General features: G+C 38.2%; 16 protein-coding genes and 2 tRNA genes. 14 read left to right on the top strand and 4 right to left on the bottom strand.

The genetic code is table 11. The features are described 5' to 3' along the window. The first annotated feature begins 68 nt into the window (after window positions 1-68). The 9 genes from orn to hflX all read left to right on the top strand — a co-directional run bounded on the left by orn (window position 69) and on the right by hflX (window position 7,424). On the top strand, window positions 69-623 hold the full coding sequence (gene orn / locus ACWIT3_RS07590; RefSeq protein ID WP_457162138.1) for an oligoribonuclease: 555 nt from the start codon (window positions 69-71) through the stop codon (window positions 621-623). A gap of 119 nt (window positions 624-742) precedes the next feature. Further along, window positions 743-818, top strand: a tRNA-Gly gene (locus ACWIT3_RS07585). A 17-nt stretch (window positions 819-835) separates the two neighbouring features. After that, window positions 836-911: transfer RNA gene (locus ACWIT3_RS07580), tRNA-Gly, on the top strand. A gap of 151 nt (window positions 912-1,062) precedes the next feature. After that, window positions 1,063-1,557 carry a tRNA (adenosine(37)-N6)-threonylcarbamoyltransferase complex ATPase subunit type 1 TsaE gene (tsaE, locus tag ACWIT3_RS07575; RefSeq protein WP_457162218.1) on the top strand — a complete coding sequence of 165 codons (495 nt, stop codon included), beginning with the start codon at window positions 1,063-1,065 and terminating at the stop codon, window positions 1,555-1,557. A gap of 4 nt (window positions 1,558-1,561) precedes the next feature. Next, window positions 1,562-2,809, top strand: coding sequence for an N-acetylmuramoyl-L-alanine amidase (locus tag ACWIT3_RS07570; RefSeq protein WP_457162137.1), 1,248 nt, complete (start codon window positions 1,562-1,564; stop codon window positions 2,807-2,809). Between the two features lie 5 nt (window positions 2,810-2,814). Beyond that, window positions 2,815-4,674 carry a DNA mismatch repair endonuclease MutL gene (mutL, locus tag ACWIT3_RS07565; RefSeq protein ID WP_457162136.1) on the top strand — a complete coding sequence of 620 codons (1,860 nt, stop codon included), beginning with the start codon at window positions 2,815-2,817 and terminating at the stop codon, window positions 4,672-4,674. Window positions 4,675-4,678: 4 nt separating this feature from the next. Further along, complete coding sequence (gene miaA, locus ACWIT3_RS07560; protein WP_457162135.1) at window positions 4,679-5,635, top strand: tRNA (adenosine(37)-N6)-dimethylallyltransferase MiaA; 957 nt, start codon at window positions 4,679-4,681, stop codon at window positions 5,633-5,635. 107 nt (window positions 5,636-5,742) lie between these two features. Beyond that, a complete protein-coding gene (gene hfq / locus ACWIT3_RS07555; protein WP_046339961.1) occupies window positions 5,743-6,033 on the top strand; it encodes an RNA chaperone Hfq in 291 nt (96 codons plus the stop codon). A gap of 14 nt (window positions 6,034-6,047) precedes the next feature. Beyond that, window positions 6,048-7,424, top strand: a complete 1,377-nt coding sequence (hflX, locus tag ACWIT3_RS07550) for a ribosome rescue GTPase HflX (protein WP_457162134.1) — start codon at window positions 6,048-6,050, stop codon at window positions 7,422-7,424. Window positions 7,425-7,477: 53 nt separating this feature from the next. On the opposite strand, the gene ACWIT3_RS07545 is transcribed toward hflX, so the two are convergent. From ACWIT3_RS07545 to ACWIT3_RS07535, 3 genes are all read right to left on the bottom strand, one after another. Further along, window positions 7,478-8,431: a sigma 54-interacting transcriptional regulator gene (locus tag ACWIT3_RS07545; RefSeq protein ID WP_457162217.1), complete on the bottom strand. Its 954-nt coding sequence runs from the start codon at window positions 8,429-8,431 to the stop codon at window positions 7,478-7,480. 88 nt (window positions 8,432-8,519) lie between these two features. Further along, on the bottom strand, window positions 8,520-9,605 hold the full coding sequence (locus ACWIT3_RS07540; RefSeq protein ID WP_457162133.1) for a TIGR01620 family protein: 1,086 nt from the start codon (window positions 9,603-9,605) through the stop codon (window positions 8,520-8,522). Between the two features lie 19 nt (window positions 9,606-9,624). After that, window positions 9,625-11,031, bottom strand: coding sequence for a YcjX family protein (locus tag ACWIT3_RS07535; RefSeq protein ID WP_457162132.1), 1,407 nt, complete (start codon window positions 11,029-11,031; stop codon window positions 9,625-9,627). 168 nt (window positions 11,032-11,199) lie between these two features. Between ACWIT3_RS07535 and ACWIT3_RS07530 the strand changes: the two genes are divergently transcribed. Genes ACWIT3_RS07530 through ACWIT3_RS07510 form a run of 5 tightly spaced genes read left to right on the top strand, consistent with a single transcriptional unit; the run spans window position 11,200 to window position 16,599 of the window. Then, window positions 11,200-12,888 carry an ABC transporter substrate-binding protein gene (locus ACWIT3_RS07530; protein ID WP_457162131.1) on the top strand — a complete coding sequence of 563 codons (1,689 nt, stop codon included), beginning with the start codon at window positions 11,200-11,202 and terminating at the stop codon, window positions 12,886-12,888. After that, window positions 12,888-13,853, top strand: a complete 966-nt coding sequence (locus ACWIT3_RS07525; protein WP_457162130.1) for an ABC transporter permease — start codon at window positions 12,888-12,890, stop codon at window positions 13,851-13,853. Before ACWIT3_RS07530 ends, ACWIT3_RS07525 begins: the two co-directional genes overlap by 1 nt. Continuing rightward, on the top strand, window positions 13,843-14,730 hold the full coding sequence (locus tag ACWIT3_RS07520) for an ABC transporter permease subunit (RefSeq protein ID WP_457162129.1): 888 nt from the start codon (window positions 13,843-13,845) through the stop codon (window positions 14,728-14,730). The genes ACWIT3_RS07525 and ACWIT3_RS07520 overlap by 11 nt, the downstream gene beginning before the upstream one ends. Window positions 14,731-14,738: 8 nt before the next feature. Further along, the gene (locus tag ACWIT3_RS07515) at window positions 14,739-15,788 is read left to right on the top strand and encodes a peptide ABC transporter ATP-binding protein (protein WP_457162128.1); all 1,050 of its coding nucleotides are present in this window, start codon (window positions 14,739-14,741) and stop codon (window positions 15,786-15,788) included. Window positions 15,789-15,801: 13 nt separating this feature from the next. After that, window positions 15,802-16,599, top strand: a complete 798-nt coding sequence (locus ACWIT3_RS07510) for a peptide ABC transporter ATP-binding protein (protein ID WP_046339952.1) — start codon at window positions 15,802-15,804, stop codon at window positions 16,597-16,599. Between the two features lie 12 nt (window positions 16,600-16,611). Here ACWIT3_RS07510 and ACWIT3_RS07505 read toward each other — a convergent pair whose 3' ends face one another. Beyond that, window positions 16,612-17,391 carry an SDR family NAD(P)-dependent oxidoreductase gene (locus ACWIT3_RS07505; RefSeq protein ID WP_457162127.1) on the bottom strand — a complete coding sequence of 260 codons (780 nt, stop codon included), beginning with the start codon at window positions 17,389-17,391 and terminating at the stop codon, window positions 16,612-16,614. Window positions 17,392-17,804 lie beyond the last annotated feature (413 nt).

Genomic DNA, 17,804 nt, shown 5'->3' with positions numbered 1-17,804 from the left:
AAAAGTGCGGTCGTTTTTTCAAACGTTTTCCGCTAAAATAACGAAAAATATTTTTATAGGATAACATTATGCAATTGGATAAACAAAATCTCATTTGGATTGACTTAGAAATGACAGGATTAGATCCTGAAAAAGAACGTATTATTGAAATCGCAACGATCGTCACAGACAAAGACTTAACTATTCTAGCCGAAGGTCCTGTTTTAGCCGTACATCAATCTGATGAATTGTTAAATAAAATGAGTGAGTGGTGTGTTAAAACGCATACTGCCAATGGCTTGGTTGAACGAGTAAAAAACAGTAAGTTAACTGAACGTGCGGCTGAATTACAAACGATCGATTTTTTAAAGAAATGGGTACCCAAAGGGGTATCACCAATTTGTGGTAATAGCGTGTCACAAGATAAACGCTTTTTGTTTAAATATATGCCTGAATTAGCCGATTATTTTCACTACCGCCATTTAGACGTCAGTACATTAAAAGAATTAGCAAGCCGCTGGAAACCCGAAGTGTTAAAAGGCTTTCAAAAAAAGAATACGCATCTTGCATTAGACGACATTAGAGAATCCATTGCTGAATTAGCGTATTACCGTACACATTTCATTAATTTAAAATCAGAATAAACAACTAAATTGTTGAATATCTCAGCAAGCTCATTTTTTTTCATATTTTGGGCTTGCGCCTCAGCTATTTTTTCGTATAATACCGCCCTATCGCTGTTAATCAGCAGCAATAATGTGATGCGGGAATAGCTCAGTTGGTAGAGCACGACCTTGCCAAGGTCGGGGTCGCGAGTTCGAGCCTCGTTTCCCGCTCCAATCACAACATCTACAATGCGGGAATAGCTCAGTTGGTAGAGCACAACCTTGCCAAGGTTGGGGTCGCGAGTTCGAGCCTCGTTTCCCGCTCCAAAATTTTTCTCATTTCTGACTATAATTAATCTTCATGTTTCCATCAGACTCTGCTGAAGAAAATCTATTTTTGAACTATATAATCAAATAAAAGTGCGGTACAATTCCAAGCTATTTTAAACATAATGTAATGGTACAACTTAATCACGCTATGGCTGACTTATCTTGCTACACTCAATATATCCCCGATGAAAACGCGATGTGTCAATTCGGCGCAACTCTAGTTAATGTGATTCAACAGCTGAATATACAAAATGCACTCACATTTTATTTAAACGGCGAATTAGGTGCGGGAAAAACCACATTAAGTCGCGGCATCATTCAAGCATTAGGTCACCAAGGAAATGTGAAGAGTCCAACTTATACGTTAGTAGAAGAATATCATCTCCCCAGCAAGACAGTTTATCATTTTGATTTATACCGTCTCAGTGATCCTGAAGAACTGGAATTTATGGGAATCCGTGATTACTTCAGTACAAATTGTTTATGCTTAGTTGAGTGGGCTGAAAAAGGTCAAGGTCTATTAGCCGAAGCTGACTTATTAATCAACATTCTCTATGCCGATAATGCACGCAACGTTGAATTAATTGCTCATACCTTACAAGGCGAAAAAATTATTGCAGCGTTAAAACAAACAATAATGTAACACCATGAAAAAGCAGATTTTTATTTTATTTCTCTTAACTGTGCTCAGTTTTATTTCAGGTCCATTACTTGCTAATAACACATGGATTATTGCCATTGATCCTGGTCACGGTGGTACAGATCCTGGGGCTATTAGTCGAAATCTAAAAATGTATGAGAAAAATGTCACTTTATCTATTGCGAGAGAATTAAAAATCTTATTAGATAAAGATCCGCATTTTCGTGGCGTATTAACTCGCACTGGTGATTATTTTATTTCCGTCTCTAAACGTTCAGAAATTGCTCGTAAACACAAAGCAAATTTATTAATTTCTGTCCACGCGGATTCTAATTTATCTCCTCATCTACGCGGGGCATCCGTTTGGGTACTGTCCAATCGAAGAGCAAACAGTGAAATGGGACAATGGTTGGAAGATCATGAAAAACGCTCTGAATTACTTGGTGGAGCAGGCTCTGTCCTTTCTTCACACAAAGAAAAATACTTAGATCAAACGGTGCTCGATTTACAATTTGGTCATAGCCAACGTGTCGGTTATGAATTAGGAACAATTGTACTTAAACGCTTTGCCAAAATCACCGCATTAAATCGTAGTACTCCACAACACGCAAGCTTAGGAGTACTACGCTCTCCAGATATTCCTTCTATTTTGGTTGAAACTGGCTTTTTATCCAATGCTGATGAAGAAAAAAAATTAAGCACATTGACTTACCGTAAGAAAGTCGCCTCGATGATTTATGAAAGCTTAGTAGAATACCGCAAGAAAACTGTTGGAAACGAACCTAAAAATCCGTCATCAACGACTGCAAAAACAATCGACAGACACACTACGGATATCACAGACAGCGGAGTTCGTCATAAAGTCAAATCAGGCGAATCTCTGAATAGTGTTGCCAAAAAATATGGTGTTAAAATCAGTGATATTATGATATTAAATCGCTTAAAACGCCGTGAGCTCTGGATTGGTGAAACATTAAAAATTCCTGGTGAAACGACTAGAGTCAGCACAGCAAATAAGCCAGACAAGAAAAAAGACAATAAAGCAGAGGACAGAAAATCAGATAATTCAATTAAAAATCCATCTGATGAATCCAAACCAGTATCTCTGCCTAAATTCCATACGGTAAAAAAAGGACAAACTTTATATGCGATTGCGCGTGAATATCACATTTCACCAAATCAGCTCATGAAACTCAATCCACATTTAAAAAATGGTAAAGTATTATCTGGACAAAAAATCAAATTGAGAGAGTGATCTTCATGCCAATTCAAGTTCTACCACCACAATTAGCTAACCAAATTGCCGCGGGGGAAGTTGTCGAACGGCCTGCCTCTGTTGTCAAAGAGTTAGTGGAAAACAGTTTAGATGCTGGGGCAACGCGCATTCAAATTGATATTGAAAATGGTGGAAGTACATTAATTCGTATCCGAGATAATGGCATCGGTATACCTAAAGCAGAATTAAGTCTTGCCCTCGCACGTCACGCTACGAGCAAAATTAGTTGTTTGGAAGATCTTGAAGCCATTTTAAGTTTGGGCTTTCGTGGTGAAGCCTTGGCGAGCATTAGCTCTGTTTCACGTTTAACTCTGACTTCACGTACAGCAGAACAACAAGAAGCATGGCAAGTCTATGCTCAAGGAAGAGAGATGGAAACCAGGATCACTCCTGCCTCACATCCAGTGGGAACGACTGTAGAAGTGGCAAACCTCTTTTTCAATACTCCTGCACGCCGTAAATTCCTACGTACAGATAAAACCGAATTTGCTCATATTGATGAGGTCATTCGGCGTATTGCGCTGGCTAAAACCAATATCGCTTTTACATTAACGCATAATGGCAAAGTTTTACGCCAATATAAAAGTGCAATCGATGATAGTCAGAAAGTAAAACGTATTGCGGCCATTTGTGGTGAAGATTTTGTCCAGCATGCCCTACGCCTTGACTGGAAACATGACGATTTACATTTATCTGGTTGGGTTGCACTACCAAACTTCACTCGCACACAAAATGATTTAAATTATTGTTATATTAATGGACGAATGGTACGTGATAAAATTGTTAACCATGCTATTCGTCAAGCTTATGCAGATTATTTAACGACAGATCAATATCCTGCGTTTGTACTCTTTATTGACTTAAATCCCAATGATGTTGATGTCAATGTCCACCCGACTAAACATGAAGTCCGTTTCCACCAGCAACGCTTAATTCATGATTTTATCTGTCAAGGAATTAGCCATGCACTTCATACTGAACAGACAACCAAAGTACAACAAGACACTATATTTAATGAATCAATCCCCCATGTTGTTCATGAGCCTGTCCCCGTTTGGCAGCCAGATACATTGAAACCCAACCGTGCTGCTGCAGGACAAAATATGTTCAGCCATACACAACCCCTAAAAACACCAGCAACACGAAGTAGTGATCATGAAAAAAGAACGCTAGCAGTTCCCTCATTCCGCCGAGAAAATGTTACACGAGAAGAACAACAAGCTTATACTGCATTAGTGACTTCGGTTGATGCAACGAAACATTCAATAATACATGCACAAACAAAGACTGCATATCGCGATAATACAACTCCCAATCCCTCTATTTTAAAAGCATTGGCATTAATTGAGACACAGGCGTTGTTATTACAGCAAAATCAGCAATGTTATTTATTATCGTTAACGAAACTACAACGACTGAATATTCGTTTATCTTTACAACAAAAACACATCGCTCAGCAACCACTACTTATTCCACTTGTATTGCGTTTAAACGAAAAGCAAATGACCAATTGGCTGCAACAAAAAACCTTTTTTGCGCAAATCGGCTTTGAGTTTCATGAAGTCATTACACAACAACGACTCACACTCAATCGTGTGCCTACCTGTTTACGTCAACAAAACTTACAAAAATGTCTGGTCGCACTGTTATCACAACCTATAAATGAGTTTCCAGTATTTCTCACCGCCCTTTGTGATACACTTGAGTATAGCATGATTACGGTACTTGCTGATGCGGTCAATCTCTTAACTGAAACAGAGCAACGGCTTACTCACCACCAAGCGAACGAGCTGACAAACTTGTTAGTCCAAATTAATTGGCAACCTTATTTAGAGCAGATCTAATTACATGTCATCAAACAAACCACTCGCAATTTTTTTAATGGGTCCCACGGCCTCAGGGAAAACGGATTTGGCGATTCAACTACGCCAAACTTTACCAGTCGAAGTCATTAGTGTCGATTCTGCATTAATTTATAAAGGGATGGACATTGGTACCGCTAAACCCACAGTAGCAGAGCTTGCGTTAGCTCCACATCGTCTGATCGATATTTGTGATCCCGCTGAAAGTTATTCTGCGGCAAATTTTCGCCAAGATGCGCTACGAGAAATGGAAGAAATTACTGCGCAAGGGAAAATCCCCTTACTTGTTGGTGGGACCATGCTGTACTACAAAGCGCTACTTGAAGGTCTCTCTCCACTCCCTTCTGCCAATGAAACACTCCGTGCACAAATTGAAGAACGGGCACAGCAACAGGGTTGGGCAGCACTGCATCAGGAACTAACACGTATTGATCCAATTTCAGCTTTACGAATTAATCCCAATGATTCACAACGAATTAATCGGGCATTAGAGGTCTTTTATTTAACGGGAAAATCACTCACAGAACTCACAGAGCAAAAAGGAGAAAGTTTACCTTACCAAATTCTCCAATTTGCAATTGCTCCAAAAGATCGCACAATATTACATGATCGTATTGCTTTACGTTTTCATAAAATGATTGACTGCGGCTTCCAACAGGAAGTTGAAAAATTATACCAACGTGCTGATTTGCATCCTGATTTACCTGCAATACGTTGTGTCGGTTATCGTCAGATGTGGGAATATTTACGCGGAGATTATGACCACAGCGAAATGATTTTCAGAGGGATTTGTGCAACGCGTCAACTCGCTAAACGCCAAATCACATGGCTAAGAGGTTGGAAGCACGAAATAGAATGGTTAGACAGTTTAGCTATTGAAAAATCTAAACAAATTATCATCAATTCACTCTTGAAAAAGAATCAGAGCATAGACCAAAAATAATTTGACGACGATGATGACAATAAATTAATTTATTGTTATATTGAGATTTGGAGGAGATACAGAGTTCTCTGTGTTTAGCTTTTTATTTTTAAAAGAAGGAAAGAAAAATGGCAAAAGGACAATCTTTACAAGATCCTTATTTAAACGCGTTACGTCGCGAACGTATCCCTGTTTCGATTTACTTAGTAAATGGGATTAAATTACAAGGACAAATTGAATCATTTGACCAATTTGTTATTTTACTCAAAAATACTGTTAATCAAATGGTGTATAAACATGCCATCTCGACTGTTGTGCCAGCTCGTTCCGTGTCTCATCATAATAACAACAGTTCCCAACAAAATTATCAACAGACACAAGAGCAACAAGCTGATTCAAATATAGAAAAAGCGGAATAGCTAAAGTTGAATGAATGTTAAATAAATCGATTTCAAGTGCGGTGGATTTTAATCAAGAATCCACCGCACTTTCTTCTCACTCAGCACCAACCTCTTCGCCAACTTCTCCTGCTCCAGTAAGTGATCAAGCGATAGTCGTACACTGTTTTTTAGCTCAAAATCGTAATGAAGATGACTTAACAGAATTTTGCTTACTCGCGAGATCGGCGGATGTCACCCTTTTAACGACAATTACAGCCACACGTGCAACACCTCAAGCGAAATATTTTGTGGGAACAGGAAAAGCAGAAGAAATTGCTGATGCGGTTAAAACCCATCATGCAAATGTTGTCCTTGTTAATCATAGCTTAACCCCTGCGCAAACACGCAACTTAGAAACCATTTGCCAATGTCGTGTTGTGGATCGTACAGGGGTCATTTTAGATATCTTTGCACAACGCGCACGTTCGCATGAAGGGAAATTACAAGTTGAACTGGCGCAATTAAAACATTTGTCAACTCGTCTCGTACGACGTAAAACTGGATTAGATCAACAAAAAGGTGCTGTTGGGTTACGAGGTCCAGGTGAAACACAATTAGAAACAGATCGCCGCTTAATAAAAGTTCGTATTGCACAACTACAAAACCGTTTAACCAAAGTTGAAAAGCAGCGTCATCAAAATCGCCAAACCCGTCAAAAAGCGGACATCCCTACTATTTCATTAGTTGGCTATACTAATGCGGGGAAATCCACGTTATTTAATCAAATTACTCAAGCGAATGTTTACGCGGCAGACCAACTCTTCGCAACGCTCGATCCGACCTTGCGCCGTCTCACACTTCAAGATGTTGGTACAACTATTCTAGCAGATACGGTTGGATTTATTCGCCATTTACCACATGATTTAGTCTCAGCCTTTAAATCAACTTTACAAGAAACAACAGAAGCCGCCTTGTTATTACACGTCATTGATGCGGCAGATCCTCGCCGCTTAGAAAATATTGAGGCAGTGCAAGAAGTACTTACTGAAATTAAAGCTAACGAGGTTCCAACACTGCTTGTTTACAATAAAATTGATCAAGTCGAAGACTTAGTACCACATATTGATTATGATAGCCACAATAGACCAATTGCGGTCTATCTTTCTGCTCAAACAGGAGAAGGAATCAATTTATTGTTAGCGGCTATCCGTGAACGATTAAAAAATGAAATCTTAACTCTATCGTTAATTCTCCCGACTTACGCGGGTAAAATCCGACATCACCTCTACCAACTAGACTGTATTCGTAACGAGCAGATTAATGAGCAAGGCGAGTTTGTCCTATCGATCACAATCGACAAAATAGCGTGGCAGAAATTAGTCAAACAATTTTCTGATTTGGAACGATTTATCCAACAGAACAACACATAATACCAATAAAGAAGGCAAACACGATAATTAGTATTTGCCTTCTTGCTTTAGGATTATTTCCCAATTCCGTAATGTCGTAGCTTATTTGCAATCGCCGTATGCGATACCCCTAGACGTGTAGCCAATTTCCTTGTACTTGGATATTGCTCATAGAATTTTCGCAATACTGTCGCCTCGAACTTATTCATAATTTCTTCCAGTGTTTCATGCCCAAATTGTTCAAGTGCGATAGGTAAGCTTTCTTGTTCAACTAAGTTCAACCCCGCAATTGTAAGCTGCCCTTGTTCAACTAAAGAACAAGCACGATATAATGCATTATGCAATTCTCTGACATTGCCTGTCCAAGGATAGTTCTGGAGATATTGGATAAATGCCTGATCAAAACACGGTGTCACAATCCCTAATTGCTGACTAATCTGTTTAATAAATAAGGTTACTAACTCAGGTATATCTTCTTTTCGTTCCCGTAATGGAGGGATATTCAACGTTAACACATTCAAACGATGAAATAAATCGCTCCGCATTTTCCCTTCTTCAACATAATGTAATAAAGGAATCTGTGACGTACAAATCACGCGTACATCAGCATAATGCTCTTTTTCTTCACCAACGCGACGAAAGGTCCCATCATTTAAGAAACGTAATAACTTGGCTTGTAACTCAAGAGGAAGTTCTGCCACACTATCAAGTAATACAGTGCCGCCATTGGCGTATTCAAAAAAGCCTAATGACTCTTTTTCATTTTCTCTACGCCCAAACATCTCACTTTCTGCATCTTGATTTGGCAGACCTGCGCAATTCACTGCAATAAATTTTTTCGCGTAGCGCGGACTCGCGAGATGACAAGCTTTGGCAATTAAATCTTTACCCGTTCCAGTTTCGCCTTGAATTAATAACGGTGCATCACTCACTGCAAATTTTGCAGCTTGTTCAAGTAGATTTGCCATTTTGGGACTTTTTGCCACAATCTCTACAAAGGCATCGCTGGTCTGTTTTGCTGAAACCATCATCTTTTCTCATCTATTACTAATCTGCATCAATCATAACATTAATGCTGTAAAGATTGAAGAAAAAGTGGAAAGAAAAATTTACATTTTAAACTGATTGCTTCTCTTTTGTTTTTGTTGAAGAAAAGATGGTGTCTTTTAGGTGCGTTAACAAGACTTGCTGGATATGACGTAAACGAGGTTTTTCATCTTGTTGAAACGCCAAAGGTCGACAAAACTCCATGGCTTTAATTCCTAAACGAGCGGTTAAAAGTCCAACTCCAATACCTTGTGCTGCTCGAGCGGAAAGTTTTGCGGTCAGATCTTGTGAAAGCCAATCCATCCCCACATCTTGTACAATTTCAGTTGCTCCAGCAAAAGCCATATTCAACAGCACCATTCTCAGCAAACGCAGTCGGCTCCAATAACCTAATTCAATTCCATAAACCTGAGCAATCTGATTCACTAAACGAATACTGCGCCAAGAAAGAAAAAACATATCTACTATCGCCAAAGGACTAATCGCGACAATAACCGCTGCCTCCGCGGCATGTTTACTAATGAGTTTTTTAACTTGTTTATCAATAGGTTGTAAAACCGTCTTGCTAAATAAATGAGCCAGCTCTTGTGCAGAATGTCCATCATGAACTTGTTTTTTCCATAACACAAGTGTTGGATCATCTGAGGATAACTGCAACATTTTCGCCATGTCTAAACATAATGCTTTCACTTGTTCATGCTTTTCTGGTGAAAAATCTTGCTCAAAACTCCGCGCACTTTCTAATAAAAGCTGTTGGCTTTGCTGCTGTAATGTCGTTCGTTTCTTCAATTTAACTAAGCGTAACCATTCTCTAAATAACGCCGAGAATCCAAGAAATACCGCAAAGCAGGTGACGAGAGAAAAAGCAAAATAAATCCATTGATTCTCTTGCCAAGCATCTATTAACCACTGAATAGATTGCGCAATCGTTGCAAGGAAAAACAAAAAGAAAGTCAATATCAACCCTTTTTTCCACCAACGTGATTTAGTCGTAACGATTTTTTCAAATTGCTCATCCAGTAATTCACTTCCAGCTACTGTCTCTATGTCATCCGCTATCACGTCCTTCTCTTGCACGGTAAATTCACGTTTAGGGATGACCTGTTCCGTTTGTTGTACTGTTTCTTGATCTTTAAAAATACGCTTATCGTTCATTGGCTTCCTCTAATACTGTTTAAAACTTATCGGCTAACAAAAATTGTAACACCGAATCCATACGTAAGTGCGGTATGTTTTCCCCCGATTCCAGTGGTTGAGGCTCAAATTGATCAAATTCGAACGGTTGGTTTTGCCAAAATTCAATATTGGGTAACTTACTTGGTACAGAGCCAGGATAAATAGTAACTTTTTGCTTATCGCGAGAACGGATACCTTGTAGTGCTTTAAAATGTTGCCCATGTTGCTGCACGACGACTTGCTGTGTCGCACGAATAGCCGCAATTGCAGTATACTCCGTATGAATGCCCTCATATTCTACATGGCGCCCCCCTTCTTGTACTAATTGGCGCATTAAGCTCACTAAATTGGGTATTTGATCATTCGTTATATGATCAGCTTTTGTCGCAATAAACATCAGTTTATCAATACGAGGAGAAAATAATCGATTTAATAACGTCCGCTTGCCATAATGAAAATTACTAAATAACTGCTGCAATGCTTCTTGCATATCTACAAATGCTTGATGACTATGGTTAAGTGGTGTTAAACAATCCGCTAAAATCACTTGCCGATCAAACGTTGAAAAATAATCTTGATAAAAACGTTTTACAATATGACGACGATAGTATTCATAACGTTGATTTAAGAGCGCAAAATAACTGCCCGTATTTTTCTCCTGTGCTAAACGTTGCCATTCTTGTTCATCAAGATGAATCAATGGAAAAAATTGCAACGCGGGGGCTCCTTCTAACTCACCAGGTAAAACAAAACGCCCTGGCTGAATAAAATGTAACCCTTGTTGCTTACAAGCAAAAAGATACGCCGTATAATCTTTCGCTAATTGAGCCAAAACCTCCTCATCTGCCGTAGCGCGTAAATCCAATTGCTTCACTTTGTCCAGCCAGTTTTTGGCTAACCCCGCTCGCTGATCTCGTGTCATATATTGCATTGTTTGGGACCATTGCATATAAGACTGTTCCAAAAGCGGTAAATCAAGTAACCATTCACCAGGGTAATCAAAAATATCGACGTAAAGCGTACTTTTTTCTTTCACGTGACGCATAACCCCTGAACGACGCTGATAACGAATTGCCAAACGAGTTTCGCTCACACCACGCGTCGATTGTGGCCAAATTGGAGGTTGTTGCATTAACGCATTTAAATGATTGTCATAATCAAAACGCGGAATTGCTAAATTTAATTGCGGGATGCGTTTAACCGCAATGATGGATTGGTTACGAGCAGGCTCAAATAACGGAATATGTTGATTATCAATGCGATTAATATGTAATAATTGATTAATAAAACTCGTGATAAATGCGGTTTTCCCACTACGACTTAACCCAGTTACCGCGATACGTAACGTGCGATCAAAACCACGATTGATGATCTCATTTACTTCTTGTTGTAGATAATTCAACATAGTCAATATCTTTTCCAAAATGAACAATTCTCACACTAAGGATAACGAAAAAATCTTAACATTTCCTTTAATGTGAATGCTTCTCCACACGCCTGACAGCAAAAAGGATAGCTTATCTGTGTAATATATTTTACAATTCTCCGATAATTTATCACAAATGCACAAATTATGCTGATTAGAAAAGTCATCTTTGCCAGTTTTCTATTTCTCGTCTCACATTTTGTTATTGCGGCACCAAAAGTCCCCCAAGAACTAACACAAAATGGACTCATTTACTGTACCCATGCCACAGGTCTTTCTTTTAACCCGCAAACTGCTGATGCGGGTACCAGCATGAATGTGATAACAGAACAAATTTATAATAAACTGTTTGAAACAACGGATAACAGTGCAGCAGTCATGCCCTCACTCGCCGAGTCTTACTCCCTCTCAAATAATGGCACAATCATTACTATTCATTTACGCAAGGGAATCAAATTCCACCATACTGAGTGGTTTAAGCCTACACGTGATTTTAATGCTGATGATGTTGTATTTTCAATCAACAGGATGTTAGGCGTTCATTCGTATTTACCAACGTTAGAAGATGAATCGGTACATCACAGTAATCCGCAATACAGCATTTTCCATAAGCAAGCTAAAAAAGTCCGCTTCCCCTATTTTGAAAGTATCAAGCTAAATCAAAAGATTAAATCAATCAAAGCACTTGGACCCTATAAAGTACAAATTGAATTATTCCAAGCCGATGCCTCAATTTTGTCGCATCTTGCTAGCCAATATGCCATTATTTTTTCACAAGAATATGCCTTACAATTAAATGCAGATGATAACCTCATACAACTTGACCTCCTTCCTGTTGGGACGGGACCTTATAAAGTCAAAAACTACTTTCGTAATCAATATGTAAGATTTGTTCGCAATGAACATTATTGGAAAAAGACTGCACAAATTGAAAATATCATCATTGATCTTTCAACAGATCGTACAGGACGTTTAATCAAGTTCCTAAATGGAGAATGCCAGCTGGCGTCTTATCCAGAGGTCAGTCAACTTGGTCTGCTTCAGGACAAAAATGAACATTTTTACGTGAACTTTGTTGAAGGGATGAATTTATCCTACCTCGCCTTTAATTTTAAAAAAGCTGAGATGAAAAATACGAAATTACGCCGTGCCATTTCTCAAGCCATCGATCGTCACCGTATTGTGCAAACAATTTATCACAATACAGCAACCGTTGCGAACAATATTATCCCTAATATTTCTTGGGCATCTCGAGTTAACACACCTGATTTCGCTTATGATTATCAACCTGAACAAGCCAAAACATATTTACAAGATAAAAAACTCAGTTTAATGATGTGGGTGATCAATGAAGAGCAAGTGTATAACCCCGCTCCACTCAAAATGGCAGAACTGATAAAACGTGATCTGGCTAAAGTCGGGGTAGAGCTTACAATTCAACCTGTCACACGCACTTACTTAATTAAAAGTTTAAAAGACCATTCTGAAGACTATGACATGATTCTAACTGGATGGCTTGCAGGGAATTTAGACCCAGACAGCTTTATGCGTCCTATTTTAAGTTGTGGAACTGTAAATGAAATTACCAATTTTTCTAATTGGTGTGATCCCCTTTTCGATCATTTTATGGATAATGCCCTCAATACGTCAAATTTACGCTTAAGAGCAAGTGAATATAATTTAGCACAAGAACTCATCTTATCAGAGGTGCCGATCGTTCCAATCGCCAATGCCCGTCGCATGCTCGTAGTAAATTCAAAAGTACGTGGGGTCGAAATGAGTCCATTCGGCAGCATCAGTTTCGAAAATCTATCATTGAAACGGGGACAAAAATAATGGTGACCGCATTTTTACGCCAAGTATTACTGATCATTATGACGCTGCTTGTGTTATCACTCGTCAGTTATATCATTTTGATTCAAGATCCCCTGAACGAAGAACTTACCTTACCAACAATCTATCAAGGCTATTTTACTTATATCAGCCATCTTATTCAGGGAGATTTAGGCATTACCTACAATGGCGGAGACGCCCTAAATGAAATCATTCGTACTGTTTTGCCTCCAACGTTAGAGCTTTGTGTAACCGCTATTTTACTGGCGGTGATTTTTGGAATACCCCTGGGATTACTCGGTGCAATGAACCGCACTAATTTTATCGGTAAAAGTATTCATACGATTTCCGCTGTTGGACTATCTATGCCAGTCTTTTGGATTGCGCCTATTGCACTTTATTTTTCGGCCATTCAAAGTTGGGAAATTTCAGCAATTGGACAATATAACCTATTATATGCCATCAAACCCATCACAGGCTTTCCGATTATTGATGTGTGGTTTGTGGAAGAGTTTTACAAAACAAAAGTAGTACAAAATGTCTTACAACATTTAGTCTTACCTACACTCGTTCTAACGATTTTACCCACAATGGAAATCACTCGTATTGTTCAGCAACGAGCAGAAGATGTTCTGACTAAAAACTATGTCAAAACAGCCACAACACGAGGGTGGTCACAAAATCGCATTTTACGTAAATATGTGCTACGTAATACGCTGCCTTTATTAGTACCACAAATAACGCGTTTATTTACACTCGTACTCACGCAATGTATGTTAGTAGAGAGTACATTTGGTTGGCCAGGTATTGGACGTTGGTTAATTGATGCCGTTACTCAACAAGATTATAATAGCATCTCCGTTGGAATTATCGTGATCGGTCTATGTATCATTATCGTCGATATTTTCTCAGATAGCTTAGCATTTATACTTGATCCATTTAATAAGAAAGGTTGGTATGCAAGATAAAGAACCAGATGAATTTCGTGAAAATGCAGCACTAAAAAATATTTGGCTTTTATTCCGCCAAGATCGTATTGCGTTATTCAGTTTTTATCTCTTTATAATATTTATTTTAACCGCACTTTTTAGCCAATGGATTGCTCCTTATTCCAGTGATATGCAATTTGTTGGACGTGAGTTGATGCCGCCATCATGGATTGATGAGGGACAAATCTCATTTTTCTTTGGCACAGATGATCTCGGTCGTGATGTATTCAGCCGTATTATCATTGGTACAACTTATACACTAGGCGCCTCACTCATTGTCGTCTTAGTGACGCTTATTATTGGTGGTATCATTGGAATTTGGGCTGGGATCTCTCATAGTATTAAATCTAAAATATTGAGTCACCTCATTGATACGTTTCTATCAATCCCCAGTTTATTAATTGCGATTATTATTGCTACACTAATGAAACCGAGCCTACTCAGTGCCATTATCGCAACAACGTTAGCCTTACTGCCCTATTTTATTCATGAGATATATCAAGCGACACAACAAGAACTCAAAAAAGAATATGTCTTAATGTTAAAACTAGATGGAATCGCGAATAGTGCATTACTGAAAGAGATCATTTTACCCAATATTTCAGTACGTTACATTCAAGAAATTGCGCGGGCCTTTGCTGTAGCGATTTTAGATATCAGTGCCTTAAGCTTTATTTCCCTAGGTGCGCAAAGACCCACTCCAGAGTGGGGCGCAATGATCAAAGATTCATTAGAACTTATCTATCTCGCACCTTGGGCAGTAATTTTACCTGGTGTCGCAATTATTATGACAATTTTAGTCGTTTTTATTTTCAGCCAAGGGCTGTGTAAAGCAATCGACAAATATTACGAATAGGTGGGACCATGGCATTATTAGATATTCGTAATCTTTGTATTGAAATCAAGACTCCAACAGGCAAAATAAAAATCGTTGATAATGTAAATTTAACCTTAAATGAAGGCGAAATTTGTGGTCTTGTTGGTGAGTCAGGCTCAGGGAAAAGCCTCATTGCTAAAGTGATTTGTAATGCATTTAAAGATTCTTGGATCATCACCGCAGATCGTTTTCGGTTTGACAACGTTGAATTACTTAAACTGACCCCAACTCAAAGACGCAAGCTTGTCGGGCAAGAAATATCTATGATTTTCCAAGACCCTCTTACTTGCTTAGATCCGAGTAAAAAAATTGGTAAACAAATTATTCAAAACATCCCATCTTGGACATTTAAAGGACGTTGGTGGCAATGGTTTGGCTGGAAAAAACGTCGAGCAATCGAACTATTGCACAAAGTTGGTATTAAAGAGCACCAGGATATTATGCAAAGTTACCCCGAAGAAATTACAGAAGGGGAAGGACAAAAAGTGATGATTGCAATTGCTGTCGCTAATCAACCTCGCCTATTAGTAGCAGATGAGCCAACCAACTCCATCGAATCAATTACTAAGGTTCAAATTTTCCGCTTACTTTCTAGTATGAATCAAAATCAAGGAACCACAATACTGCTAACCAGTAATGATATAGCGAGTATTAGTGAATGGTGTGACACATTCTCCGTATTATACTGCGGGCAAAATGCTGAATCTGGTCCTAAAGAAGAAATCCTAGAGCACCCACATCATCCTTATACACAGGCACTCATCCATTCTATTCCTGATTTTAGTCAACCGCTACCTTTAAAAAGTAAACTCAATACATTAAAAGGGACCGTTCCATTATTAGAACAAATGCCTATCGGCTGCCGTCTTGGACCTCGCTGTCCTTTTGCACAAAAGAAATGTATCGTCAAACCAACACGCTATAGAATTAAACAACATGAATTTTCTTGCCACTATCCCTTAAATTTGCGAGAAAAACAATTTAAAGAAAAACATATCGCAACACCTTTAACTTTGCAAAACACGAAATCGGAATAGAAGGATAAGAAATATGGCACTACTAGACGTGGAAGGACTGTCTAAATCGTTTACTGATTCGATAAATTTTCTGGGTGTAAGCCATTTTAAAGCAGTAGATAATATTAGTTTTAGCTTAGATAAAAAGAAAACACTTGCTATTATTGGAAAAAATGGTTCAGGTAAATCAACTCTTGCTAAAATGATAGTCGGTATCATTCCACAGACCTCGGGGAAAATTCTATTAAACGGCATCCCCTTAGAATTTGGTGATTATCGATATCGTGCTAAACATATCCGTATGGTATTCCAAGATCCGAATACCGCGTTTAATCCACGCCTTAATGTTGGTCAAATCTTAGATGCCCCATTACGTTTAGTAACGCATTTAGATCAGCAAGATCGTAATCAAAAAATTTTTAATACCTTAAAACTCGTTGGGTTATATCCAGATCACGCTAATGTTAAAATCAAAACGATGTCCGCAAGCCAAAAACAACGTGTTGCACTAGCAAGGGCCCTTATTTTAGAACCTGACATTATTATTGCAGATGATGCACTTGGGGCACTTGATGCCACGGTAAAAACCCAACTCACTAACTTAATGCTACATCTCCAAGAGAAACTCGGGATTTCTTATATTTATGTTGGACAACATCTAGGAATAATCAAGCACATCGCAGATGATGTACTTGTAATGGATGAAGGAAAAATGATTGAATATGGTCCAACAAAAACACTCTTCACTGTTCCACAAACAGAGATCACCAAGCGTCTTGTAGAAAGTCATTTTGGTAAATTATTAGATCATCACTCTTGGGCAATAAAATAAATGTAAATACGCTCATTTCTTTAAACGCTGAACTCGACTCACTAAGTAAAGAACAATGAATTTAGGCATAAAATAGCTACCATAGACCATTAACTTATTTACTATGCCTGGGATAATGTGTTTTTTTCTTTTCATAAAATACTTATCTGCATACTTTGCCACATCTTCCGCGGTCTGAAATTTTAAATTTTCAAATAAAGATGCCTCATTCTGCTGCGTTGCCGTTTTGACGAAATTCGTTAATGTCGGACCTGGTGATAAAATAGAAACATGAATATTGGTTTCTTTTAATTCATAACTCAATCCTTGACTAAATGAAGTAACAAACGCTTTCGTTGCATAATATACAGACATAAGAGGACCGCCAGGCATTTCACCTGCGACAGATGACACATTTAATATATACCCCTGATTAACCTTCATCATATCTTGTAAATACAGTTTCGTTAGGATCATTAGTGACTGAATATTGAGATTAACCATAGCGATTTCACTGGTTAAATCTGTCTTCACAAACTCACCTAACACCCCAACACCAGCATTATTAATCAAAGTATGAACAAAAATACCTTTTTCATGCGTCAACTGGTACAGTTTTTTTGCATTATCTAAACAAGATAAATCCAGTGTAATCAATTCAATATTTTCATTATATTGGTTCTTCAATGCTAATAATGGTGGTAAACTTCTCGCCACTAATACCAACTTTTTACCCCGTTCAGCATATAGTTTAGCCAACTCATACCCAATCCCTGAACTTGCACCTGTAATTAAAATATAACCATTATGCATCTAATTTCCTTCTTAATGTGATTAATAACATTTTCATTTTATCTTGAATAAGAAGTAAATAAAAACAACGACTATGAATAAGATACTCGTTCCACAATACGCTAACAGCAGTAAAGTATCTTTCTAGTTTCCATTTCATTCATTTTGCTAAATAACACGCTTATAACCCCACACACCATACTAATAACATAAAAATCCCATACCTTACTCATAAAACATAGAGCAGAGATAAAAAGCAATATCGAAGTCTATCTCAGCCAGATTGGTGATGAAACAGATAAGATGCATACCGTTCAACTGTAAGGGATGCAAGTAAAATGGTGTTAACCAGTACCAGTTAGAAGATAGAGAGAGTAGAGATAAGATAAGATAAGATAAGATAAGATAAGATAAGAGAAAATACGTTAAGTTAA

The organism is Pasteurella sp. P03HT (assembly GCF_054052285.1).
This window is presented reverse-complemented; position numbering and strand designations above follow the sequence as displayed.

Coding starts and splice junctions, on each gene's coding strand:
- orn (WP_457162138.1), top strand. CDS start 69: ATGCAATTGGATAAACAAAATCTCATTTGGATTGACTTAGAAATGACA.
- tsaE (WP_457162218.1), top strand. CDS start 1,063: ATGGCTGACTTATCTTGCTACACTCAATATATCCCCGATGAAAACGCG.
- ACWIT3_RS07570 (WP_457162137.1), top strand. CDS start 1,562: ATGAAAAAGCAGATTTTTATTTTATTTCTCTTAACTGTGCTCAGTTTT.
- mutL (WP_457162136.1), top strand. CDS start 2,815: ATGCCAATTCAAGTTCTACCACCACAATTAGCTAACCAAATTGCCGCG.
- miaA (WP_457162135.1), top strand. CDS start 4,679: ATGTCATCAAACAAACCACTCGCAATTTTTTTAATGGGTCCCACGGCC.
- hfq (WP_046339961.1), top strand. CDS start 5,743: ATGGCAAAAGGACAATCTTTACAAGATCCTTATTTAAACGCGTTACGT.
- hflX (WP_457162134.1), top strand. CDS start 6,048: ATGTTAAATAAATCGATTTCAAGTGCGGTGGATTTTAATCAAGAATCC.
- ACWIT3_RS07545 (WP_457162217.1), bottom strand. CDS start 8,431: ATGGTTTCAGCAAAACAGACCAGCGATGCCTTTGTAGAGATTGTGGCA.
- ACWIT3_RS07540 (WP_457162133.1), bottom strand. CDS start 9,605: ATGAACGATAAGCGTATTTTTAAAGATCAAGAAACAGTACAACAAACG.
- ACWIT3_RS07535 (WP_457162132.1), bottom strand. CDS start 11,031: ATGTTGAATTATCTACAACAAGAAGTAAATGAGATCATCAATCGTGGT.
- ACWIT3_RS07530 (WP_457162131.1), top strand. CDS start 11,200: ATGCTGATTAGAAAAGTCATCTTTGCCAGTTTTCTATTTCTCGTCTCA.
- ACWIT3_RS07525 (WP_457162130.1), top strand. CDS start 12,888: ATGGTGACCGCATTTTTACGCCAAGTATTACTGATCATTATGACGCTG.
- ACWIT3_RS07520 (WP_457162129.1), top strand. CDS start 13,843: ATGCAAGATAAAGAACCAGATGAATTTCGTGAAAATGCAGCACTAAAA.
- ACWIT3_RS07515 (WP_457162128.1), top strand. CDS start 14,739: ATGGCATTATTAGATATTCGTAATCTTTGTATTGAAATCAAGACTCCA.
- ACWIT3_RS07510 (WP_046339952.1), top strand. CDS start 15,802: ATGGCACTACTAGACGTGGAAGGACTGTCTAAATCGTTTACTGATTCG.
- ACWIT3_RS07505 (WP_457162127.1), bottom strand. CDS start 17,391: ATGCATAATGGTTATATTTTAATTACAGGTGCAAGTTCAGGGATTGGG.